This is a genomic window from Candidatus Aminicenantes bacterium (genome assembly GCA_026393855.1).
Lineage (GTDB): Bacteria > Acidobacteriota > Aminicenantia > Aminicenantales > UBA4085 > UBA4085.
Map to the genome: position 1 here is coordinate 24,757 of JAPKZJ010000014.1, position 22,381 is coordinate 47,137.

Consider the following 22,381-nt stretch of genomic DNA (forward strand, 5'->3'; position numbering starts at 1 on the left):
TACGGTTCGCTGAGAAGAAATGCGCGAAAGAGCGTCTCCTGACTTGGGGCCGATTGACTCACGGATGTTTCCTCATATAATATAGTTGCTAATGTCAACTATTGTGGCGGCCGGGAGCGCGGGACGATGCACCATAAAATAGCCGATATTTACGACGCCGCGCAGGAAATCGCCTTGCTTTTCGGCAGCCGCGAGATCAACGGAGCGTGCTGCGACGATCTTTCGTTCGTTGAGTTTATGGCTTTAAAAAAAATCCACGAGCACCGCACTTTCACCATTCAAGAAATTGGGAGGGCTTTAAAATTCACGAAAAGCGGAGCGACACGGATCATCGACCGTTTGGAAGACAGGGGGTATGTCACTCGCCAAACGTCTCCTCGCGATGGGCGCGTCTGCTGCGTCACATGCTCGGCCCGAGGGACGAAAGCGATATCGAAAGCGGCCGCGAAGTACACGCGATTTTTTAAAGCCATCCTCCAAGAGATGGAGTCCGAACAAGTGGAGCAGATCCGACGGGCATTGAAGACGCTGGCCTTGGCCGTCCGAAAGAGGTAAAGGGGAGAATTCTTGAACACGTTGATTTCAACGATCAAATACTTTCTGACCATCATGGGCGAGCTTGTAGTTCTGTTCATCGGCATCAGCACGCTCATCGCTTTGTTATTCTCGTACATCTCGCAGAACAAGCTCAAAAAATGGATGTCCGGCAAAGGCCTTTGGGGAAATATTTTGGGTGTGCTTTTTGGGGCCGTGACGCCTTTCTGCGCCTGTTCAACCGTCCCGATGACCCTCGGTTTCATCCAGGCCGGAGTCCCTTTCGGCACGGTGATGTCTTTCGTCATTTCTTCGCCGCTGATGGATCCCCTCGTTTTCGCGTTGCTAATCACTTTTATGGGCTGGAAAGTCGCCGTCGGATTCCTTATCTTGACATCCGTTTTTGCGATCGTTTTTGGCGTCGTCGTTGATAAATTGGGGTGGTCCGATCAAATCAAAAACGTTCGATTGAAGAAGGTCGGCCGGGAACAAAACGAGGATGCCCCTAGGCGATTTACGATCCGCCTAAAAATCGCCTTCCTCAAAGCCTGGCGCGATTTTAAGTCGGTCTTGATCTTCATGATCGTTGGCGTCGGGGTCGGGGCGGCCATATACGGGTATCTCCCTGAAGCTCTTCTGGCCAAAGTCGCCGGGGCCGATAAGCCGTTTGCCGTAATCATCGTGGCCTTGATCGGCATGCCGCTATACATCCGTGTCGAATCAGCCATCCCCATCGGACTCGCCATGATGGATAAAGGCGCGAGTATCGGCGCCGTCATCGCCTTGATCATCAGCGGAGCGGGGATCGCCATTCCCGAGCTGACGATGCTGGGAAGCATATTCAAAAAGAAAATCATTATCGCTTTCATAGTCAGCGTGTTCATCATGGCCGTGCTTTCGGGCTTGGCTTTCAATATACTGATATAAAGTCGATGGCAACGATAGAGATTTTTCCGAGAAGGAGCAACAAGATCGTGAGAAATTCCGACAAGAAGAATGGCCTGCTGGCTCGTTTGACCGGCCGCTCAAAGCCCAAGAAAAGCCCGTGCTGCGGCGGCATGGTGATCGAAGAAGTGCCCGAGGAGAAAAAAGAAGATAAGAATAACGAGCAGGCCCCGAAAGACAAAAAGCCCTGCTGCTGCGGGTAAGATCGGGATTCTTCCTCGACACGGCCGCGCGGATTAACTCTCTTTTTTCTGTTCACTGAGAAAACTCCGGCTATTGGACGTCTATCAAGTGATGCCTTAAAGCAAGGAGGTTTTCCATGCCAGATCCGCGCCTGATGGGCGATCCGCGCCTGCCCTTCCCCACCCGTAAGGTCGCCGTGCCGGACGGCTCAGTGGAAGTCTACATCATCCCCGACGACCAGAGAGAGGCCGTGTTCAAGAAGCTCTACCCGTTCCGACCGATCCCACCCTTGAACAGGACCGTGGAGGATATTCACGCCGAGAAGAAATTCAAGATCAAGGATTTCATGGTTGTTCGCGAAGGCAGCATGAATATGCTGGTAAGCCCTTACTATTTCGAGAGCGGCGGATCGGTGATCGATTGGTGGTAGGTGCGGCGCCAAAGCTCTTGACATATTAACATATCGCGCATATGCTTATATGCATGAGAACCACTTTGAACATCGACGACTCCGTCATGAAACGCTTGAAACAAGAAGCTGCACGCCGGGGGACGACGATGTCCGAAATGGTGGAATCCGCCATTCGACTCCTATTGCGCAGACAACCCGCTCGAATCGAGCTCCCTCCACTCCCGACTTTTCAAGGCGGCGACGCACTCGTGGATATCGCCGACCGCAACGCCCTCTATGACGCCATGGAAGACCTCTGATGTTCGTCGTCGACACGAACATCCTCGTTTACGCCTCCGATACGGATTCGCCGTTTCACGGGGCCTGCAAGGAGCGGATCGCGGAATGGAGAACGCAGGCCTCGGTTTGGTATCTGACATGGGGGGTTGTCTACGAATTTCTCCGGGTCGTGACCCATCCAAGGATTTTACGGCATCCTTTTTCGGCAGACCAGGCTTGGAGTTTTATCGAAGCGCTCCTGGTCACCCCCTCTCTCGGGCTGCTCACGCCGACGGATAGGCACGCCACGGTCTTGGCTCAGGTTCTGGCTCAAGCGCCGCTCTTAAGCGGAAATATTATTCACGACGCGCATACAGCCGTCCTTATGCGCGAGCATGGGATCCGCCGTATTTACACCCGCGATACGGACTTCCACCGCTTCGCCTTCCTCGAGCCCGTCGATCCGACCGCCTGAACCGGCCGCTCCGGGCCGAATTGACAAATCCCCCGTTTTCCACTAAATTTAATGTACTATGTCCCTCACTTTGAACCAGATCTTGTTCATTATCCTGACGATCGCCGCCGTGGTGGCCGTCGTATTCCTCGTCCAGCTTTTCATCCAGCTTCGTCGGACCGCCGTCGAGGCCGAGAAAACCATGGTCGAAGTCCGGGCTTTGACCAAGAACCTGAGCGAGCTGGAGCTCGTCGTCAAGAACCGGGTCGACGAGATGGGCGACACGATCAAGGTCGCCCGCAAGGCCGCCTTGGGCCTGTCCGAGGCTTCCCTGCGGCTCACCTCCAAGATGTTGCCGTTTCCGGGCAAGTACTTACCGTTCATCTTCCCCGCGGCCCGCTTCATCATCAAATCATTAAAGAAGAGCAAGGAGACTACTGATGTCGCATGACAAAGGATCCGGACTCGAAGTCCTGTTCGCGTTCGTCGTCGGCGCCGCCGCCGGGTATCTGGCGGGCATCCTGATGGCCCCGGCCAGCGGGAAGGAAACCCGCCTGAAGATTCATGGCGAAGTCGGGAAGACGGGCGACAAGGCCAAGGATAATTTCGAAAAGATCGCCAAAGAAGCCGAGAAGGGCATCAAGGTTGTCCGGGAGAAGACCCAGGAAGGCCTGGACGCCATCCGCGAATTCATCGATAAGAAGAAAGAAGAGTATCTCAAGCGCGGGCCCGAGAACCTGACCGACGACGGGGCCGACAAAGTCTGACCCGCTCCCTGCTTCTCGTCGACTCATTTCCAAGAAAGGTGTAAAGCCATGACTGACACGACTGTTCTGGACGTCAAAGCCCGCGAGATCCTCGATTCCCGCGGCAACCCGACCGTCGCCGCCAAGGTCGTCCTCAAGGGCGGGGCCGTGGGCAAGGCCCTGGTTCCCTCCGGGGCTTCGACCGGCACCCACGAGGCTCTCGAGCTTCGCGACGAAGACCCGGCTCGCTACATGGGCAAAGGCGTGCGCAAGGCCGTCGGCCACGTCAACGACATCATCGCCCCCAAGCTCCGCGGGATGGACGCCGCCAAGCAGGGCGAGATCGATGCCCTCCTGCTGGCCCTGGACGGGACCCCGCTCAAGACGAAGCTGGGCGCCAACGCGATCCTATCCGTATCGATGGCCGCGGCCGATGCCGCCGCCAAAGCGGCCGGCAAGCCCCTCTACGCCTCCCTGCGGGAGCAGCCGGTCTACACCCTGCCCGTCCCTCTGATCAACATCCTCAACGGCGGAGCCCACGCGGACAACAGCGTCGACATCCAGGAATTCATGATCGCACCGGCCGGTATGCCCACCTTCGCCGAGGCCATCCGGGCCGCGACCGAGGTTTTCCACAATCTCAAGAAGATTCTAAAAAAGAAGGGCTACGGCACGTCGGTCGGCGACGAGGGCGGCTTTGCTCCCAACCTGAAGTCGAACGAGGAAGCGCTCGACTGCATCGTCGAGAGCATCCAGAAAGCAGGCTACACGCCCGGCAAGCACATCTTCTTGGCGCTCGACACCGCCGCTTCGGAATTGTTCGCCGACGGCAAGTACATCTTCAAAAGGTCCGACAAATCCGTCCGGACCTCGGCCGAGATGATCGCCTTCTACGCCGGGTTGATCGAGAAATATCCGATCGTCTCCATTGAAGACGGCTTGGCCGAGGACGACTGGGACGGCTGGAAGGCCATGACCGAGGCCCTCGGCCGCAAGATCCAGATCGTCGGCGACGACATCTATGTCACCAACATGACCCGCTTCCGGGACGGCGTCGCGCGCGGCATCGCCAACTCCATCCTGATCAAGCTTAACCAGATCGGCAGCCTCAGTGAGACGATCGAGGCGGTCGATTACGCCCACGCCAACGATTACACTGCGGTGATCTCCCATCGTTCGGGCGAGACCGAGGATACCTTCATCGCCGACCTGGTCGTCGCGCTGAGCACGGGCCAGATCAAGACCGGCTCGGTCTGCCGCAGCGAGCGGGTGGCCAAGTATAATCGCCTCCTCGAAATCGAGGACGAGCTTGGCGCCAAGGCCGTCTACGCCGGCACCAAGCCCTTCGCCAAGTACCTGCGCTGATTTCGCGAACCCGAGTAATTTAAAAAGCCCCGGCCCCGCGGCCGGGGCTTTTTTTGGCTCTTCGCCAAATTCCGGGGAGATTAGACGGTTCGGGGTGTCGGCCGACGGCGAAATCGCGAGGATAAAGCTATTTATTCCGAAGGCGCACAACACTTTTATTCTCATTGATATCACCACCCCTACCCCGCCTTCGAAGGCGGGGATTGGATAGCGCCTTCGGCTGCATGTGCCGAGGGCTGTTTGAGCACGCGACCATCTGACGGAATCGAAACGGAGAGGGTGATCTCCAAGACCGGGAGATCTCGAATGCGGAGTTCCGCCCTCGCGGGGATTGTCGAAGCGACGTCCCTACGAGGACTGCGAAGCGCTGGAGGCGCCGAGAAGAGTAACGTAAAAAAGCGTGAAAAACCCGAGCCGCCCTCGCGACGACGAGCGAAGCGCCGGTCGTAACGAGGACGACCAAAGCGTTGCCGGGACGACACCCCGAACGGTCCTCCCCGGAATTGGGCAAAGATCCCTTTTTACCCGAACAGCGGCCGGCCGCCTCGCTCATGGCGCAGCAACCACTCTTTGCGCCACAGGCCGCCGCCGTAACCGGTCAGGCGGCCGTCTGCGCCGAGCACGCGATGGCAGGGGATGAGGAGAGAGATGGGGTTGGCGCCGTTGGCCGCTCCGACGGCCCGCGCGGCCGCGGGCCGGCCGACGGCCGCAGCAATATCTTTGTAAGATGCGGTTTGGCCATAGGGAATCCGGACCAAGGCTTTCCAGACGTCCCGCTGGAATGGCGTGCCCGCGGGCCGCAGGGCCAGCGTGAACTTGGTCCTTCGGCCCAGGAAGTACTCTTCTATCTGGCGTAACGCGTCGCGCAGGACGCCGGGCAGGCGAGCGGAGGTCGGCGATTCCTGATCCATGAAATCAAGTCCAGTCACGGCTTCGTCTACGGCCTCGATCCGGATCAGCCCGATGGGCGAATGATAAAAAGCCTGTTTCGGAGCGTCCATCCCAGTAGTCCTCGCATCCCGCTCCCGGGCTTCCGGCCCGGGAAGAGGGTCCAAGGTTACACCAGCGGCAGCTTGTTTGCCAGGGTTTGCGCGACGGGGGACGAATTTGACAAAAACGCCGCCAGACTTTAATATATGCGGTCATGAGCATCAAGGGCAAACAACTGATATTCCTACTGTTATCAGTCTGTTTTCTATATCGTCCCGGTCTTCCCGTGGACAAGAAAACGGCCGGCGACATTGACAGGGAAATCGAGAAGATCCGGGCCGATCTGATCAAGATCCGGCGGTTCATCCACATGAATCCCCGACTCCCCGGCGACGAAAGCGAGACCGCCAAGCTGATCAGCGGCCGGCTGCAATCGCTGGGCCTGGAAGTCCGCAACGGCTCGGGCCGGGCCGGTGTGGTCGGCCTCCTGCGCGGCAACCTTCCCGGCGCCTGGATCGCCCTGCGGGCGGGACTGGAAGCCGATCCGGTCCAGGAGACAGCCGACGTTCCCTTCAAATCTCTCAATCCTGGCATCATGCACGCCTCCGGCCGCGACATCCAAGCGACCATCGCCTTAGGCGCCGCCCTCGTCCTTTCGTCCTTCAAGGATCAGCTCCGCGGCGGCGTGAAGTTCATCTTCCAGCCGGGCACGCCCGAGTCCGCCGGGACCGATGAGGGCGGGGCCGCGCTAATGATCAAGGAAGGCGTCCTCGACAACCCGCCCGTCGTGGCCGTCTTCGGCCTGGGGCTGTCCACCGACGTCCAGGGACAGGCCTTCCTGGCGCCGGGCCCTTTCCTGGCCTCCTCGGACTCGTTCCATGTCCTGGTCCGCGGCCGCCCGGCGGCGTCTTCATCCCCCGAAGGCGCCGACGCGGTGGTCTTGGCCGCCCATATCATCACCGCCCTGCAGACCCTTGTCGATCGGATAACCGACCCGGCCGATCCGGCCCTGGTCTCGATCGGCCGCATCGAGGGCGGAAATCGCCCCGACACGGTGGCCGATCGGGTGGCCTTCGACGGCGTCCTGCGGACTTTGAACGAAAGCAGCCGCAAGCGTCTGCCGCGGGCGATGGAGACCCTGGCCAAGGGCATCGCCCAGGCGCTCGGCGGCGACGCAACGTTTTCCTTCGAACCGGAGATCCCTGCCGTTTACAACCACCCCGAGCTCCTGGCCATGATGCGTCCGACCTTCGACGAGGCCCTGGGCGAGAATAAGCTGGTCGAGATCAAGCCCCAGATGGCCTCGGACGATTTCGGCCGCTATGCCCAACGCGCTTCTTCCCTCTATTTCCTGCTGGGGAGCCGCAATCCCCGCTTGGGGCCTTTGGCTCCGCTCCATTCTCCGGGCTTCAACCCGGACGAACGAACCATCACGATCGGCATCAAGCTGATGGTCCATATGCTGCTCGACTGCCTGGAACGGCAGGGGCAGAACGCCGCCGTTCCGCGCTGACCGGCGGCCCGCCGTCACCATGTCCTCCCCCTTCCTGCCGATGGCCTCCGCCTTTTTGGCGGGCGTCTGGATCGGGGAGGCGACTCATGGCCCGGCCGTCATCTTCCTCGCCCTCGCGGTCGCAGCCCTGGGGCTCGCGTGGCGGGAATACCGAAGGCGGCGCGAGATCCGGGCCGCAGTCTGGGCGCTTGTGGTTTGCACCACGCTTGGCGCGGCCATCCTGGCAGAGACGGAAGCCCGCTTCGCCGGCCACCCTTTGCGGGCACTCCCGGCCGGGTCGGCCATTGAGCTGACCGGCGTCCTCGCCGAGACCCCTTCGCTCGGGATCGATCGCGACCAGCTCATCTTGCGCGCGGAGCGGGCCGTCTCCGCCGGCCGGGTCGTGTCCGTTGTCGGCCTGGCCCGCATTTCGGTGCCGCGGACTCCGTTCTCGGGCCGCCTCCGCATCTATCGCGTCGGCGACCGCCTGCGTCTCGCGGCGACCGTCCTGCCGCCGCGGGAGTTCGCGAACTTCAGCCCGCCGTTCTCGGAGCGGTATCTAAGGACCCAAGGTCTCAATCTGTTGGCCGCCGTCAAGAGCGGGCTGCTCATCGAAAGAACGTCCTCGGCTCCGGGCTGGTCGCCGCGCCGGCTGATCTCCTCCCTGCGGCGAGCCTTCCTGGACGTCATCGGAACCGGCTTCTCCGACCCGGCGTTGCCGGGCGGCATTCGTCCGGAAGGCGCGGTCCTTGAGGCCCTGCTGCTGGGCGAACGCGGCCGCATGAGCGAGGAGCTGACGCGATCCCTTCAGAAAACCGGCCTGTTCCATCTGATCGCCATCTCGGGCGCCCACATCGGCATCATCGCCGTCTTCCTCTTCGCCGTTCTGCGGGCCTGTCGGGTATCCGACCGGGCCGCGTCCATGGTCCTGATCGGGTTGCTCGTCTTTTATGCCTTCCTGGTCGAAGGCCGGGCCTCGGTTGTGCGGGCCGTCGTCATGGCCGTTCTCTATCTGGGCGGCCGCCTACTATGGAAGGACGTCAGCCTGCTCAACACCTTGGCGCTGAGCGCCCTGCTCATCCTGATCGCGGATCCGTTCCAGCTCTTCGATCAAGGCTTCACCCTGACCTACGCCGCGACCTTGGCCATCCTGCTCTTTTACGGGCCGATCCTGAAACGCCTGCCCCGGCTGCCGCTCAAGCTCTCCGAAGCCGCGGCCCTCTCTTTTTCCGCCCAGATCGGCGTCCTCCCCCTGACGGTCGCCGCGTTTCATCGGGTGGCGCTCTCCGGGATCCCGCTCAACTTCATCGCCGTCCCGCTCGTCAGCGTCATCATGGCCGCAGGCTATGTCTTTCTGCCTCTCGGTCTTCTGGGAGCGGGTGTCGCCAGGCTCGGTGCGGCCGTACTGAAGCCCCTCGTGGCCGCTTTCATTCGGTCCCTCGGCCTTTTGGACGGCGTCCCATTCTTGTCCTATCGGGTCCCGACGCTTTCCGGCTGGTTCATGGCCGCCTACGCGGCGGCGTTTTTGGCCTTGTTGGTGCCGGCGCGCTCCCGCTTCCACCGCCGCATTGTCGCGGCCGCCGCCGCCTGCGCGACGGCCCTCGTCGTGCTCGTCCCGTTCCCGATCCGCTCGTCCGGATTTCGAGTCACGATTCTCGACGTCGGGCAAGGCGACTCAATCCTGATCGAGGCGCCCGGGACCGAACCGATGCTCATCGACGGCGGCGGCTCGGCCTTCGGAACCTTCGATATCGGGGAAAACGTCGTCTCGCCGGCTCTCTGGGATCGACATATCCGCCGCCTCGGCCTAGTCGTGCTCACGCACGACCACCCCGATCATCGTCGGGGGCTCCTGACGGTGGCCCGCAATTTCAAGGTCCGCGAATTCTGGGAGCCGCCGGGCGGAGCCCGCGACGAGGAGGCGGAGACGCTCGACGCTGCGTTGGCCGGCGCCGCCCGGTGGAAGCTCGCGGCCGGGACGATCCGCCGGTTCGGGAGAGCCGAGATCGAAGTCCTCTCGCCCGAGGGAGGCCCGGCGCCGCCCCGCGGCGACGAGAACGACCGTTCGCTCGTCATCCGCCTGACTTACGGCAAAACTTCGTTCCTGCTGCCGGGGGACATCGGCTCCGGTGTCGAATCCCGCCTGGTCCGCACGGGAAAAAGCCTCCGCTCGGATGTGCTCAAGGTTCCCCACCACGGCAGCCGCACCTCGAGCTCGGAGGAATTCCTGGCCGCGGTTTCGCCCCGCCTCGCCGTCGTCACGGCCGGCCGGGGCAACCGCTACGGGCTGCCGCACCCCGACGCCTTGGGCCGGCTGGGGCGGACGGGGGCCCGACTCCTTCGGACCGACTTTCAGGGAGCCGTGGAATTTAGCTTAAATGGCGAGACGATCTCGGTTAAAACGGCGCGGCCGCCATAGAAGCACGACCCTTGTTATCGCGAATGACGGCGCTTCGCCTATCGTCGCGAGGTGACAGCGCTTCGCAGTCCTCGACGTGACTTCGCTTCGACGGTCACCGCGAGGACAGAGCCTTGCAGTCCTCGTAACGACTAGCGCCGCGCCGGTCGTCGCGAGGATTGACAAGCCAACCTGCGGGGACTATCCTCGATTTATGCTCCCGACCCGCAAGGCGACGACCTGGCTTCTGGCGGTCCTATTGGCCGCGGGAAGCGTTTTCGGGCAAAGCATGGTCGAGACCGCGAAGAAGGAAAAAGAACGGCGGGAAGCCGCCAAAAAGGGCACGACGACCGTCGTCACCAACGCCGACCTCGGCCGGACCAAAAAGAAGGCGGCCATGGTCGTGGTCCGGGAAGGGGCGCCCGCCGCCGACGCGGAAGAAAGAATCGCGCCGGGGGACAAGCCCCGCCCGTCGGCAGTCGCCGCGCCGAGCGCCGTCCCGGACCCCAAGGCCGGGGCCGAAGTCCTATCGGAGGCCGCCGTCGATTTCAACCAAAAAAAATCGGAATTGCAGACGGCCAATGATAAGGCCCAGGAGCGGGCCGAGCTGCTGGACCTCAAGATGAGGGCGCTCAATCAGCAGTTTTTCACCTTCAACAGCATGGCCAGCAAAGACCAGATCCAGAAGGCGATCGCGGAAACCTATCAGAAGCTGCAGGACGCCCAGGCCGAGGCGACCAAGGCCAAGGCGGCGCTGGAACAGTTCCTCAACCAGGCCGCCTCGGCCAAACAGGCTCCGATCTGGATCAAGAAGCCCTAGCGATAATAGATCAGCCCAACCATAACTCCCAATTCGCGGCCGTCCTTGGAATTGGGGATAACCTTGGCCGGAACGAACGGCTTATCGACGGCGATCGTCAGGATGAACTCGTCCTTGTCCCCGACCATCTCCTTCTTGATGGTATAGGTCTTCTCGAAGATCGCTTCCTGGGGGATGAACTCGTCGAACGGCAGGCCGTTGATCCGGAAGGAGATCTTCTGGTCCTTGACGATCTCCTTGTTGGTCCCGCCTCGGATCACCAGCAAAGCGTCCCGCTTGGGGTTGTCGACGACGCAAGCCGCTTCCTTGGCCGTCCAGCGCCATTGCTTCAGGGGGGAGTTCTGATCGGATTCCAGGTCGTACCAGCCGCTCTCATAGATGACTTCCGGCGTCCCGAGGGGCGGCGGGGTGACCTTGAGCTTCTTGGACAGGACTTCGCGCTGGGCGTTCCCGGTCCGATCGAAGGGGTTATAGAACCCGACCGACAGGCGGAGGGTCTCCTCGCCTTTGAAGGAGGGATCGAACTCGTCGATGAACTTGGGCAGGAAGACCCGCCGACGGATGATGTATTCCTTGCCCTTCTCCCATTTCGAAGTGGGCACGTCGGGGACGTAATCGTCCTGGACGATGAGATTGGCGTTGTGCCAGAAATGGACGAAGACGCTGTAATCCCTATCCAGGGGCTTGAAATCGCCCGAAGTCTTCCAGGTGTAGACCACGTCGGTGATCAGGTTGTCGGAGAGCTTCGCCTCGCCGAAGGAGACGCCGAGCCCGACCCCCTGGACTTGAGTCTTCTTCTGGCAGGCGAACGCGGCCAGGGCGACGAGGCCGACCGCGACGAATAGGCGCAGATGACGCTTCATTTTCGTACCTCCTGGGCTGGAACAAGCCGAATTATATGGGAACCCGGGGAGGGAGTAAAGCGGGCCCCGGCCGGAGGAAAACCTGTTAAAAAACGCCTGCTCGTGTTATATCATGAAGCCTGATGAGAGCGCTTCTTTTCCTCTATTCCATGGGCTCCCGCCTGGTCTGTCGGGCTAAGCGCTCGCTCTACGCCGGAGGCATCCGGCGGGCCGCCGCGGCCCCGCTCCCCGTCATCAGCGTCGGCAACATCGCCCTGGGCGGATCGGGGAAAACCCCTCTGGTCCTGGATCTGCTGCGCTTTTTACTCGAAGAAGGCTTCCGCCCCGCGCTGGTCAGCCGCGGCTACAAAGGCGGATGGGAGAAGATAGGCGGGGTCGTTTCCGACGGGAAATCGCTCCTGGCCGGTCTCGAGGAAGCCGGGGACGAGCCCTTCATGGCCGCCCTGAATACGCCGCGGGCCGGGGTCTATGTGGGCCGCGACCGCTTGGCCTCCTGCCGCCGGGCGGCGGCGGCCGGCTTTAACGTCGCCGTTCTCGACGACGGGTTCCAGCATCTACGGCTGGCCCGCGACTTCGACATCGTCCTGCAGGATGCAAGCCGGGGCCGAATTCTCCGGGAAGGGTCCTCCGCGCTCCGCCGGGCCGATATCGTGCTCCATGCCGGGGCGCCTCCCCGCCTGCGGACCGTCCGGGGAGCGGCGACACCCCTGCTTTTCCCCTGCGCGACCTCGGCCAAGGGGTTGGTGCCGCTGGGCGGTGGAACGCCGGCCGTCCCGTCCTCGGCCGCCGGAGAGCGGTTTCTCGCTTTCAGCGGGATCGCCCGGCCGGAGAGATTTTTCGATCTTCTCGAAGCCCTGGGCCTGCCCCCGGCGGCCCGGATCAGCTTCCCCGACCATTACGCCTATCCCGACCGGGCCCTGGCCCGGATCGCCTCCGAAGCCGGGGCCGCGGGTTGTCGACGGCTGATCACGACGGAGAAGGACGCGGCCAAGCTGCGGGGCCGGCTTGAGGCAGCGACAAGCCTTCCGGCCTTCTACCTAAAAATCGGCTTGGACCTGCCGACGGCCTTTTACGACGCCGTCCGGGCGAGGCTCGGCCAGGCCCGGAGTGCGGCCCGATGAGCCGGGCCGGGGATGCGGCCGGATTCGCCGCCTACAAGTCCTTCGCTCTCCTCGTCCGGCTCCTGCCCCGCCCCTTCACCCTGGCTCTCGGCCGCGGCCTGGGACGCCTGGCCTACCGGCTTGATAAACGGCATCGGGAGATCGCCCTCGCCAACCTGGCGGTCGCCTTCGGGAGCGAGAAGAGCCCGGCCGAACGGGAAGCGATCGCCCGCACCGCCTTCGCCAACGCGGGACGCACGGCCCTGGACACGATCAAGTTCACCGGCTATTCCGCGGACCGGATCCGCCGTCTGGTCGACGTCGAAGGCGGCGACCACCTGCGAACGGCCCTGGCTACGGGCCGGGGCGTGCTGGTCTTCACGGCCCATTTCGGCAACTGGGAGGCGTCGCCGTCCCGATTGTCCGAGTTCGGGGCATTTCACGCCATCGCCCGGACTCTCGACAACCGCCTGATCGACCGCGACCTCCTCCGCCTGCGCCGCCGGATGGGGGCCGCGGTCATCGACAAGATGGGGGCCGGGCGCCCCATCCTGAAGGCCCTGGCCAAAGGCGGGATCGTGGCCCTTGTCGTCGACCAGAACGTCCTGCGCAGCCAAGCCGTGTTCGTCGATTTCTTCGGCAAGACTGCGGCCACGACACCCGGCCTGGCCGCGTTCCATCTCAAGACCGGGGCCCCGATGGTGCCCTTCTTCTGCGTCCCGCGCGGCCGCCGCTATCTCCTGCGCATCCTGCCGCCGCTCACCGTTCCGCGCTCGGACCGCCGGGACGCGGACGTGTTGAAAACAACCCAAATCTACACTAAGATGATCGAGCAGGAAATCCGCCGCGAGCCCGGTTTCTGGCTCTGGATCCACAAGCGCTGGAACACCAGGCCCGCGGATGAAACGAAGGACGCATGAGAGCCAACGACCGCCCGAACGACGAGACCCGCCCGATCCGCTTCCAGCTCGACTACCTCGATTTCGCCGACGGCTCGGCCCTCATCGAGTGCGGCAGGACCCGGGTCCTAGCCACCGCCACGATCGAGGAGAAGGTGCCGCCGTTCATCAAGGGGACTGGCTCGGGCTGGGTGACGGCGGAGTACGCCATGCTGCCCCGGGCCACCGAAAAGCGAACGGTTCGCGAGCGCGTCCAGGGCTGCCCCTCCGGCCGCAGCCAGGAGATCCAGCGCCTGATCGGACGGGCCCTGCGGGCCGTGACCGACCTGCGGGCTTTGGGCGAGCGGCAGATCATCCTGGACTGCGACGTCCTGCAGGCGGACGGCGGCACGCGGGTGGCCTCGATCAACGCCGCCTGCGTCGCCCTGGCCTTGGCCCTCAAAAAGCTGATGGATGAGAGGGACCTGGATCAGATGCCCCTGCGCAGCCTCGTCGGAGCCGTCAGCGTGGGCCTGGTCAAGGAGACGCCGCTGCTCGACCTCGATTACCCTGAAGACTCCACGGCCGAGGTCGACATGAACGTAGTCCAAACCGACCGCGGCCAGCTCTTGGAAGTCCAGGCCACGGCCGAGCGCAGCCCCTTCTCGCGCCACCAGCTCGGCGAGCTCCTCAAGCTGGCCGACAAGGGCATCCGGGAGATCATCCAGGCCCAGAAGGACGCCCTCAAGCACAAGAGCCTTCTCTTTATGGCCTACGGCGAGCGTTAAGGCGTCATTCGGAGCGGGACGCCGTTGACTCTTCCCGACGATCGGCCGGACGACAAGCCCGTCGCGACGCCGACGGTTCGATACGGCCGCGGTTTCTATGGCTGGGAAAATCAGGACATCATCCCTTTCCGCTGGATGAGCCGCGAAGCGGAGATTTTCGTCGCCGGCCCCGGCTCGCCCGACACCCGCTGCCTGACCCTGGCCGTCAAGCATCTATTCGCCGATCAGCAGGCGCCTAGGCTGGAAGTCTTTCTCGACGGCCGATCCCTCGGGCAAGCCGTCGTCCCGACGCAATTCACGACGCTGTTCTTCCCTTTCTCGTTTCCGGCCGGCGGGGAGATCCCCTTCACCCTCCGGCTGGACCGGACCCATTCCGTGCCCGGCGACGGGAGGATCCTGGGCATCATGGTCCAGGCCGCCGCCGTGATCGCGGCCGGGACGCAGGACGATCCGGTCTACGGCGCCGGATGGCACGGCTGGGAGACGGAGGGCTATTCGACGTTCCGCTGGATGGGCCGCCGCGGCGAAATCCTGCTGCCTTGGAAACAGGTTCGAGCGCACCACTATCTGACCATCCCCGTGTTTCTGGACTTTCCCGACATCGATCAGAAGCTGACTTTGTCATACCGGGGCAGTCCCGCGGCGGAATGGCCGGTCATCCAAGGCTGGGGCTATGGCAGCTACGATCTGGCCTTGCTGCGGCAGCAGGATCGGGGCGAATCCGATATCCCTCCCGTCATCGAGCTGAGTGTCGACAGGCTTCACCCGGTTCAGCGCCATGCCGGAGACGGACGCGAGCTGGGCGTTCGAATCGGCCCCCTGGAATTCCACGACGACGACGCCTGGCACGCCGATTCCGCCTTTTTCCGGGAGAACGCCCGCAAGAACTATGAAGAGATGAAGGCCGGGAAGACCGTGTTGAGCTCGTACCCCCTGAGCCTGGGCGTCGATCTCTTCGGTCGCTGCAACATCAGTCCGCCCTGCGTCTACTGCCTCTGGGACGGGATGAAGGAGATGGAGGGCGACCGCGTCGACGCGATCGTCGACGACGCGACACTGAAAGGCTACGGCCCCTTCTTCCGGTCGGCCCGATACCTGGTCAACTGTTCTTTCGGCGAGCCCTTGCTCCATCCCCGGCTGGCCGAAATCCTGAACGCCTGCGCCGAGCGGAAGAAGATCATCGAGCTGTCGTCCAACGGGCAGGCCTTCACCGACCGGACGATCAAGGCCCTGGTCGGCAAGCCGGTCAATCTCTATATCTCGCTGGACGCAGCGACGCGGGAGACCTACGCCAAGATCCGCAACGACCGCTGGGACGACATCGTCCCCTCGCTTGTCCGGCTGAACGAAGAGCGGCAAAAGGCCGGCCGTCTCCCGCGCATTTATCTGGTTTTCATCCCGATGCGGGTCAACGCCGGCGACCTCGAGGAGTATTTCCGCCTGGCCCGGCGGATCGAGGCCGACAAGCTCGTCCTGCGGCCGCTGCTTCACCCGGCCAAGCCGAAGGCGCCGATCGATCGGGGCGGGTATCGCTTCGACTTCGCCCGGGAGCCGCTCGGCCGCAAGGAGCTCGAAGCGCTCTTCCGGGACGCCCAGCGGTTCGCTCAGCAGTATGGCGTCCCCCTGGCCAGCCAGTTCGACTTCGGCAAGCCGGCCCCCTCTCCATCCGGTAAGGAGGCCGCCTCATGAGCGCGGAAAACGCGGCCCCTCCCGGACTCCCTCTCTGCCGCGAGCCTTGGGAGAATTTCTATATTCTGAGGCGCGGCATCCTGCCCTGCTGTTACGGGGGCGCCGTCATCGGCGAGATGGAGGATTACGCCGAGGTCTGGAACTCGCCCGAAATCCAGGAGATCAGGCGCTATCTGAGCCAAGGCAAGCTGGCTCCGTACTGCCTGGAAAACCCGGGCTGCCCCATCGTCCAGCGGGTCCTGGCACAAGGGGCGCAGGCTACGGAGAGCGCTCCGCCGGCCTCCTCACCCGCCCGCGGGCTCGGCGCGTCTCTCCGGCGCCTTTTTCCCCGAAAAACCGGCCGCTAGCGCCGGGCCGGTATGCCCAACCGCTTTTCCCGGAATCGCGTCTGGCTTGACTTGGCCCGCCTGGACAATAATAATTGGCTTTTCAACGCCCTAGGTCCGCGGAGCCCCCGATGACCGATCATCCGCCAAGGAGGCCCTCATGACTCTTCCCAGCATCCTGATCACTGCCGGTATCATCCTCGTCATACTGGCCCTGTTCGCCCTTCTCGTCGCCAAGCAATACAAGAAGGTCGGGCCCAACGAAGCCCTGATCATCTCCGGGCGCAAGAAGACGGTGACCGGCCCCGACGGCGCCAAGGTCAAGGTCGGATACCGCTACCGGCTGGGCGGCGGAACTTTCGTCATGCCCTTCCTGGAAACCGTCGACACTCTTCCCATGGAGGTCGTGTCCCTGTCGATCCGGACGCCGGAGGTCCTGACCCACGGCGGCGTGCCGATCCTGGCCGACGCCACGGCCCAGGTCAAGATCGATTCGAGCGAGAGCGCCATCATGGTCGCCGCGGAGCAGTTCCTGGGCATCGGCAAGGACGGCATCCGCGAAGTCGCCGTCAACGTCCTGGAAGGCCGGATGCGCGAGGTCATCGGCACGATGACCGTGGAAGAGATCTACCGCGGCCGGGCCGAGTTCAACGAGAAGGTCGTGGCCGCGGCCAAGGCCGATCTCTCCAAGATGGGGCTGGTCCTGCTGGCCTTCGCCCTCAAGGAGTTCTCCGACCCCCAAGGCTACATCAACTCCCTCAGCAAACCGCTGATCATGGCCGCCAAGCGCGACGCCGCCATTTCCGAGGCCGAGGGCGAGAAAGAAGCCGTCATCAAGTCTTCCCAGGCCCGCAAGGAAGCCGAAGTCGCCCGGCTCCAGGCCGATGCCCAGATCGCCAAGGCCCAGTGGGAGAATGAGACCAAGAAATCCGACTCGCTGACCCTGGTCAACCAGAAGAAGGCCCAGGCCGACTTCGCCTACGAGTTGGAGCGCCATCGCCTCAATCAGGATATCAAGCGCGAGGAAGCCAAGGTCCGCCAGGTGGAGAAGGAGCAGGCCATTAAGATCGAGGAGCTGGAAATCCTGCGGCGGGAGAAGGAGCTGGAGGCCAACGTCATCAAGCCGTCCGACGCCCGCAAATACCAGATCAAGTCCGAAGCCGAAGCGGAAGAATACCGGATCCAAGCCGAAGCCCACGGCAAGGCCGAGGCCGTCAAGATGGAGGGCTTGGCCGAGGCTTCCCGGATCAAGGAGAAGGGTACTGCCGAGGCCGAGGCCATGCTCAAGAAGGCCCAGTCGATGGACAAGTACGGCGACGCCGCCATCCTGGAAATGTATATGAAGGTCCTGCCCGAGGTCGTCCGGGGGATGTCGGAGCCGCTGTCCAAGGTGGACAAGATCGTCGTCGTCGGCGGCGACAAATCCCTGGGCACGACCAAGATAACGGCCCAGATGGCCGAGATTCTGGCCCAGGTGCCGGACGTGCTCCAATCGCTGACCGGCGCGGACATCAAGAAATTCCTGAAGGACAAGCTTACCTCCGAAGGCAAGCCCGTCAAGTAAGCCCGGTTCGGAAAGGGCAACGCGATCATGGTTTCCGAACGAGTCAAGCAAATCGGCGCCTCCCCGACGCTGCGCATCGCGGCCAAGGCCAAGGCGCTCAAGGCCGAGGGCATCGATGTCGTCGACCTGAGCATCGGGGAGCCGGACTTTCCGACCCCGGCCAACATCAAGGCGGCCGGGATCAAGGCCATCCAGGACAACTTCACCAAGTACACCGAGAACGACGGCACGCCGGCCTTGAAGAAGGCCGTCCTGGCCCGCTTCAAGGAGGACTTCGGGCTGACCTACGCGCCCAACGAAATCATCGTCTCCTCGGGCGCCAAGAGCTCGCTGTACCATTTGATGCTGGCCTTGCTCGACCCCGGCGACGAAGTCATCATCCCGGTTCCCTACTGGGTCACCTACCCCCACCAGGTCAAGCTGGCCAAGGGCAAGTCCGTCTATGTGGAGACCCGGGAGGAGGAGGGCTTCGTCCTGACCGCCGAAGCTCTCAAGGCCCACATCACGCCCGCCACCAAGGCCGTCATCCTGAACTCGCCCTCCAACCCGACGGGAGCGGCTTACACCAAAGCCCAGCTCCAGGCGCTGGCCGACGTCGTCCGCGGCGAGGATCTCTATGTTGTGGCCGATGAGATCTATGCCTCGCTCGTCTACGACGATTTTCCGTTCACCAGCTTCGCCGCCCTGGGCGAAGACATCAAGAAGAAGACGGTTATCGTCAACGGCCCCTCCAAGTCGTATTCTATGACCGGCTGGCGCATCGGATACACCCTGGGCCCGGCCGACATCATCGCCGGCATGGCCAAGATCCAGAGCCACACTACATCCAACGCGGCCTCGATGTCCCAGCGGGCCACCCAGGAGGCCGTCGCCGGGCCGCAGTTCGAAGTAGCCAAGATGGTTCAAGAGTTCGGCCGCCGCCGCAACTACGCCCTGATGAAAATGCAGGCCATGCCCGGCGTCTCCTGCTTTAAGCCGCAGGGGGCCTTCTACCTCTTCCCAAACGTCAAGACCCATTACGACAAGGAATTCAACGGCACGCCGATCCGGAATTCCAACGGGATGGCCTATTACCTGCTGCGCGAAGCCGGCGTCGCCGTCGTCCCGGGGGATTCCTTCGGCGCCGACGACTACATCCGGCTGTCTTACGCCACCTCCATGGAGAACTTGGAGAAGGGGTTGGACCGCATCGGGCGAGCCCTGGCCCGGCTGCAGCCGGCCCGCCAGGCCAAGCGCATCGCTCTATCCAACTACGCGGCCCGGGTCCGCAGGCCGGTTCCCGTCGACGCCGGGCTGACGGTCGCCGTCCGCGACGGCCTGGTGGCCGAGGCCGAATCGCGCCTCGGCCTGGAAAACGCCTTCGAATGGAACGCGGTCATTAACGGGGTCGTCGTCCAGCTTCGGACCAACGTCGCCCACCTGAACGACTTCTGGGTCGATAACTGGTATCCGGCCCAGCTCGAGGCCGGCCTGGAGCCGCACGGGATCATCTACGCCGTGGACGGCATCCCAGGGCGCGAGCCGCGGGCCCTTTACAACACCGAGACCAAGACCGGCGTCCTGGTCAACTGCGACGCCTACGGCCCCCTGCGGAGCCTGGCCCTGGGGTTGGCGGCCGACGTCGGCGAGCGATCGTTCGGCGTCCACCCGGTCCGAGGGATGTCGGTCGACGCGGCGGGAGAAGGTTTGGCCCTGATCGGCCCTCCGGGAACGAAAAAAACCGATCTTTTCTTCGGGCTGCTGCGCGATCCGCGCTACCGGTTCCATGCCGGCGAGATTTTCTTCGTCCGTTACGCGGGCAAAGCCGCCCTGGCGGACGCAGTGGAGCGCAAGGCCTTTCTGCCCACCTCCGCGGTCGAGGTTTTCGGCCGCCTGGCGCCTTTATTCGACGGCAGCAAGTGCGAGAACGTCGTCCTTCACAAGGACGATTGCAAAGACGCCGTCTGCTTGCGGGGCGAGGACTGCCGGCTGGACCGGGGCGCCCCGTTCTGCTACAAGGCCGCCAAGGACGCGCACGGCCTGATCGATCCCAATTGGATCGCCGGCGCCCAAGCCGTCGTTAGGCGAACAACTCTGAAAAAGATCATCATCCTGCGCAACGACAGCGTTTCTCCGGCGGTCGTCGAGCTGTCGCCCGAGGAGGCCCTGCACATTCTCGCCGCGGGCGAATGCCCGGGGATGAAAGCAGGCCTGACCGCCAAGCCGGCGCCGTTTTTCAACCCCCATCTCCTGGTCGCCGGGGCAGAACGCCTGGAGCTGCAACGGGCGGCTTTTCAGAGGCTTCTGCAGAGCGCTCGGGCCTGGTTGTTTAATAGCGGAGCCGCAGGGGTCGAAGCTCTCAAAGAACTCTAGGTCCCCGAGGTGCCGGCCCGGGGACCTCGGATGAACTGGCCGTTCAACGAGATCAGATCCTTGAAGAAGTCCGCCGACGATGAGATCGTGTACAGCCCGGCCTCCGGCGTCGCCGCGACATAGGTGAAGCCCTCCAGCGTGCCGCTGCGGCCATAGGATGCGATTAGAAAGTCATCCGGCCCCGAGCCTGTCAGGCCGTAATTCCCATCTACCGCCGTTCCGCAGTAGACTTTGAAGCCGTTGCCCCACTGATCGTTCAGCGGGAGGACCTTGATGTACATCGGCGACAGGGCGCTCTTCAGCGTGGTGCTGATGTCGCCGCTGTTGACCGGCGGGACGGACTTGTCGCCGATGTAGTTGATCAGGGTCGTGGCGATGGTGCTGATGTCCTTCTGGGTGCCGCGTATCTTCGCCCTCTGCAGGGCGGACATGGCGTTGGGAACCAGCAGCGCAGCCAGAATGCCGATAATCGCCACGACGACCAGAAGCTCGATCAGGGTGAAGCCGCTCTTCCGATTGGGCATGGCTCGCTCCTTGCCGCGTTTTTCGCGGCTGAATTCCCGGCAAATAGGATGCAAGCCGCGTGCCATTCAAGGCGGGGCGTATCTTGTTGTATTTAATAAGCTATTTTTTACGAGCGAATCCAGATTCGTTAAAAAAGCCGCAATTTGTCCATAACTTGCCACTTTTCGCCAAGCAATTAGGGGTCGCGTCTTGCGTTCGGCTGCCGCCCCGGAGCACCCTCATTGCGGTGGGGTTGCGGTTTGTCGCCGTGTATTGATGATCCAATCAAAATCCTAAGCCGGCTTCAATATCGGCCACTAGCGTATGAATAATCACGAGGTGGATTTCCTGGACCCTGGGCGTCTCCCTGGAAGCGACATCCAGGAGGATATCGGGCAGGCCCGAGATCTGGCCTCCGCCCATTCCGGTCAAAGCGATTGATTTCATGCCCTTCTCTCGGGCCGCCCGCAGGGCTCGCAGGATATTGGGCGAATTGCCGCTGGTCGTCAAGGCCAGCGCCACATCGCCCGGATCGCCCAAAGCCTCCACTTGCCGGCTAAAAACGGCATCGTAGGACATATCGTTGGCGATCGAGGTCAGAACAGAGGTGTCGGCGGACAGGGTGACGGCGCGCAAACCGGGCCGGGGACGCGAAAACTTATTGATCAGCTCGGCCGTGAAATGCTGGGCTTCGGCCGCACTGCCGCCGTTGCCCATGACTAGGATCTTGCCGCCGCCGCGAAGCGCCGCAACACAGGCCGCGACCGCAGCCTGGTAGGCTTCGGCCCGAGTCGCATAGAACTCATCCGTCAGGCGCCCCAGCTCGCTGCCGATCGAAGCTTCGGTCATGGCACATCTCCTTTAAAGCCCGAGACAATCGTGCCCCGGACTTGATTCATCAGCCCGGCCATCAAGTCCTGCGTAGTCCCCGCCGTCTCCACCGCGGGATGGAAGGCCACTCGGATCGTCCCCCGCCGGGGCACCCAGCGGCCCCGGGGCATCAGCCGGAAAGTTCCCTCGACGGTCACGGGGACGATCGGGGCGCCCGCGGCTATGGCCAGAAAGAACCCCCCCCGGCGGAATGGCTGGATCCGGCTATCGCGGCTTCGCGTCCCTTCCGGAAATATCAGAAACGAGTATTTCCGGTCCCGCATAAGGGCGGCGGCCTTTTCGATGCCGGCCCGACCGCCGCGCGCCCCCCGGCGATCAACGGGGACAAACCCGACATAGCGCATCCCCAGGCCGAAGATCGGGATGCGGAACACCGAAGCCTTGATGATGATCCTGGGGGAGCTCGGAACGAGCAGGAAGAGCAGAGGGCCGTCCAGGAAGCTTTGATGATCGGCCATATAGACGACGGGGTGCGAGGCGTCGACTTCCGGCAGGCCTTCGACGATGACCTTCAGGCCAAGAACCGCGCGGTTAAGACGCATTAGGAAGCGGCTGAAAGCGAGCAGGGGCTCCCGGGCCCGGATCAGCGCGCAAATGATGATCAGAGGAATCAGCGACAGGACATAAAGGAAGAAGAGCAGGCCGACGACGAACGTCCTGGCGATCATCGGCCCCATTATACAATAAAAAAAGGACCGGCTCTTTCGAGCCGGCCCTCGGTAGATCGGTGTTGTTCAGCTCAGGCTGAATCAGGTTCCGGAAACGCCGGCCCGGGGACCACGGATGAACGAGCCGTTCAAACAGATCAAGTCCTTGTCGAAGTCGGCCGTGGACGAGATCGTGTACAGGCCCGCTTCGGGGGTGGTCGTCGTGTAGGTGAAGCTCTCCA

23 protein-coding genes and 1 pseudogene are annotated in these 22,381 nt (G+C 62.9%); 19 read left to right on the plus strand and 5 right to left on the minus strand.

Annotated features, from left to right (window positions below; translation table 11 throughout):
- The first annotated feature begins 126 nt into the window (after positions 1-126).
- The 9 genes from NTZ26_02150 to eno all read left to right on the plus strand — a co-directional run bounded on the left by NTZ26_02150 (position 127) and on the right by eno (position 4,897).
- Positions 127-555, plus strand: a complete 429-nt coding sequence (locus NTZ26_02150) for a MarR family transcriptional regulator (protein ID MCX6559295.1) — start codon at positions 127-129, stop codon at positions 553-555.
- Positions 556-609: 54 nt separating this feature from the next.
- Positions 610-1,461, plus strand: coding sequence for a permease (locus NTZ26_02155; protein MCX6559296.1), 852 nt, complete (start codon positions 610-612; stop codon positions 1,459-1,461).
- A 5-nt stretch (positions 1,462-1,466) separates the two neighbouring features.
- The gene (locus NTZ26_02160) at positions 1,467-1,682 is read left to right on the plus strand and encodes a hypothetical protein (protein ID MCX6559297.1); all 216 of its coding nucleotides are present in this window, start codon (positions 1,467-1,469) and stop codon (positions 1,680-1,682) included.
- Between the two features lie 116 nt (positions 1,683-1,798).
- The gene (locus NTZ26_02165) at positions 1,799-2,092 is read left to right on the plus strand and encodes a hypothetical protein (GenBank protein MCX6559298.1); all 294 of its coding nucleotides are present in this window, start codon (positions 1,799-1,801) and stop codon (positions 2,090-2,092) included.
- Positions 2,093-2,157: 65 nt separating this feature from the next.
- Entirely contained in the window at positions 2,158-2,373 is a 216-nt protein-coding gene (locus tag NTZ26_02170) for a ribbon-helix-helix domain-containing protein (GenBank protein MCX6559299.1), read from the plus strand.
- A complete protein-coding gene (locus NTZ26_02175; protein ID MCX6559300.1) occupies positions 2,373-2,807 on the plus strand; it encodes a PIN domain-containing protein in 435 nt (144 codons plus the stop codon). Before NTZ26_02170 ends, NTZ26_02175 begins: the two co-directional genes overlap by 1 nt.
- A 58-nt stretch (positions 2,808-2,865) precedes the next feature.
- Positions 2,866-3,237 (plus strand): hypothetical protein, encoded by a 372-nt coding sequence (locus NTZ26_02180; protein ID MCX6559301.1) that lies wholly within the window; start codon positions 2,866-2,868, stop codon positions 3,235-3,237.
- Positions 3,227-3,553: a YtxH domain-containing protein gene (locus tag NTZ26_02185; protein MCX6559302.1), complete on the plus strand. Its 327-nt coding sequence runs from the start codon at positions 3,227-3,229 to the stop codon at positions 3,551-3,553. Before NTZ26_02180 ends, NTZ26_02185 begins: the two co-directional genes overlap by 11 nt.
- Before the next feature lie 48 nt (positions 3,554-3,601).
- Complete coding sequence (gene eno, locus NTZ26_02190; GenBank protein ID MCX6559303.1) at positions 3,602-4,897, plus strand: phosphopyruvate hydratase; 1,296 nt, start codon at positions 3,602-3,604, stop codon at positions 4,895-4,897.
- A gap of 521 nt (positions 4,898-5,418) precedes the next feature.
- Here the strand turns inward: eno and NTZ26_02195 are convergent.
- On the minus strand, positions 5,419-5,898 hold the full coding sequence (locus NTZ26_02195; GenBank protein ID MCX6559304.1) for a methylated-DNA--[protein]-cysteine S-methyltransferase: 480 nt from the start codon (positions 5,896-5,898) through the stop codon (positions 5,419-5,421).
- Positions 5,899-6,113: 215 nt separating this feature from the next.
- Between NTZ26_02195 and NTZ26_02200 the strand changes: the two genes are divergently transcribed.
- From NTZ26_02200 to NTZ26_02210, 3 genes are all read left to right on the plus strand, one after another.
- Positions 6,114-7,340, plus strand: coding sequence for a M20 family metallopeptidase (locus NTZ26_02200; protein ID MCX6559305.1), 1,227 nt, complete (start codon positions 6,114-6,116; stop codon positions 7,338-7,340).
- A 19-nt stretch (positions 7,341-7,359) separates the two neighbouring features.
- A complete protein-coding gene (locus tag NTZ26_02205; protein MCX6559306.1) occupies positions 7,360-9,738 on the plus strand; it encodes a DNA internalization-related competence protein ComEC/Rec2 in 2,379 nt (792 codons plus the stop codon).
- 193 nt (positions 9,739-9,931) lie between these two features.
- Complete coding sequence (locus NTZ26_02210) at positions 9,932-10,537, plus strand: hypothetical protein (protein ID MCX6559307.1); 606 nt, start codon at positions 9,932-9,934, stop codon at positions 10,535-10,537.
- Here the strand turns inward: NTZ26_02210 and NTZ26_02215 are convergent.
- Complete coding sequence (locus tag NTZ26_02215; protein ID MCX6559308.1) at positions 10,534-11,400, minus strand: hypothetical protein; 867 nt, start codon at positions 11,398-11,400, stop codon at positions 10,534-10,536. The genes NTZ26_02210 and NTZ26_02215 overlap by 4 nt on opposite strands.
- A 122-nt stretch (positions 11,401-11,522) precedes the next feature.
- On the opposite strand from NTZ26_02215, the gene lpxK reads away from it, so the two are divergent.
- The 7 genes and pseudogenes from lpxK (at position 11,523) to NTZ26_02250 (ending at position 18,936) form a co-directional block, all read left to right on the plus strand.
- Positions 11,523-12,521, plus strand: coding sequence for a tetraacyldisaccharide 4'-kinase (gene lpxK, locus NTZ26_02220; protein ID MCX6559309.1), 999 nt, complete (start codon positions 11,523-11,525; stop codon positions 12,519-12,521).
- Complete coding sequence (locus tag NTZ26_02225) at positions 12,518-13,420, plus strand: lysophospholipid acyltransferase family protein (protein MCX6559310.1); 903 nt, start codon at positions 12,518-12,520, stop codon at positions 13,418-13,420. Before lpxK ends, NTZ26_02225 begins: the two co-directional genes overlap by 4 nt.
- Positions 13,417-14,166: a ribonuclease PH gene (gene rph, locus NTZ26_02230; protein MCX6559311.1), complete on the plus strand. Its 750-nt coding sequence runs from the start codon at positions 13,417-13,419 to the stop codon at positions 14,164-14,166. Before NTZ26_02225 ends, rph begins: the two co-directional genes overlap by 4 nt.
- A 24-nt stretch (positions 14,167-14,190) precedes the next feature.
- Positions 14,191-15,855, plus strand: coding sequence for a radical SAM protein (locus NTZ26_02235; GenBank protein ID MCX6559312.1), 1,665 nt, complete (start codon positions 14,191-14,193; stop codon positions 15,853-15,855).
- On the plus strand, positions 15,852-16,202 hold the full coding sequence (locus NTZ26_02240) for an SPASM domain-containing protein (protein MCX6559313.1): 351 nt from the start codon (positions 15,852-15,854) through the stop codon (positions 16,200-16,202). Before NTZ26_02235 ends, NTZ26_02240 begins: the two co-directional genes overlap by 4 nt.
- Positions 16,203-16,341: 139 nt before the next feature.
- The gene (locus NTZ26_02245) at positions 16,342-17,745 is read left to right on the plus strand and encodes an SPFH domain-containing protein (protein ID MCX6559314.1); all 1,404 of its coding nucleotides are present in this window, start codon (positions 16,342-16,344) and stop codon (positions 17,743-17,745) included.
- 24 nt (positions 17,746-17,769) lie between these two features.
- Positions 17,770-18,936, plus strand: a pseudogene (locus tag NTZ26_02250) (pyridoxal phosphate-dependent aminotransferase).
- A gap of 1,157 nt (positions 18,937-20,093) precedes the next feature.
- Here NTZ26_02250 and NTZ26_02255 read toward each other — a convergent pair.
- The 3 genes from NTZ26_02255 to NTZ26_02265 form a co-directional block, all read right to left on the minus strand.
- A complete protein-coding gene (locus NTZ26_02255; GenBank protein ID MCX6559315.1) occupies positions 20,094-20,621 on the minus strand; it encodes a prepilin-type N-terminal cleavage/methylation domain-containing protein in 528 nt (175 codons plus the stop codon).
- A 265-nt stretch (positions 20,622-20,886) separates the two neighbouring features.
- A complete protein-coding gene (locus tag NTZ26_02260; protein ID MCX6559316.1) occupies positions 20,887-21,450 on the minus strand; it encodes an SIS domain-containing protein in 564 nt (187 codons plus the stop codon).
- The gene (locus NTZ26_02265) at positions 21,447-22,160 is read right to left on the minus strand and encodes a lysophospholipid acyltransferase family protein (protein ID MCX6559317.1); all 714 of its coding nucleotides are present in this window, start codon (positions 22,158-22,160) and stop codon (positions 21,447-21,449) included. The genes NTZ26_02260 and NTZ26_02265 overlap by 4 nt, the downstream gene beginning before the upstream one ends.
- Positions 22,161-22,381: the final 221 nt, after the last annotated feature.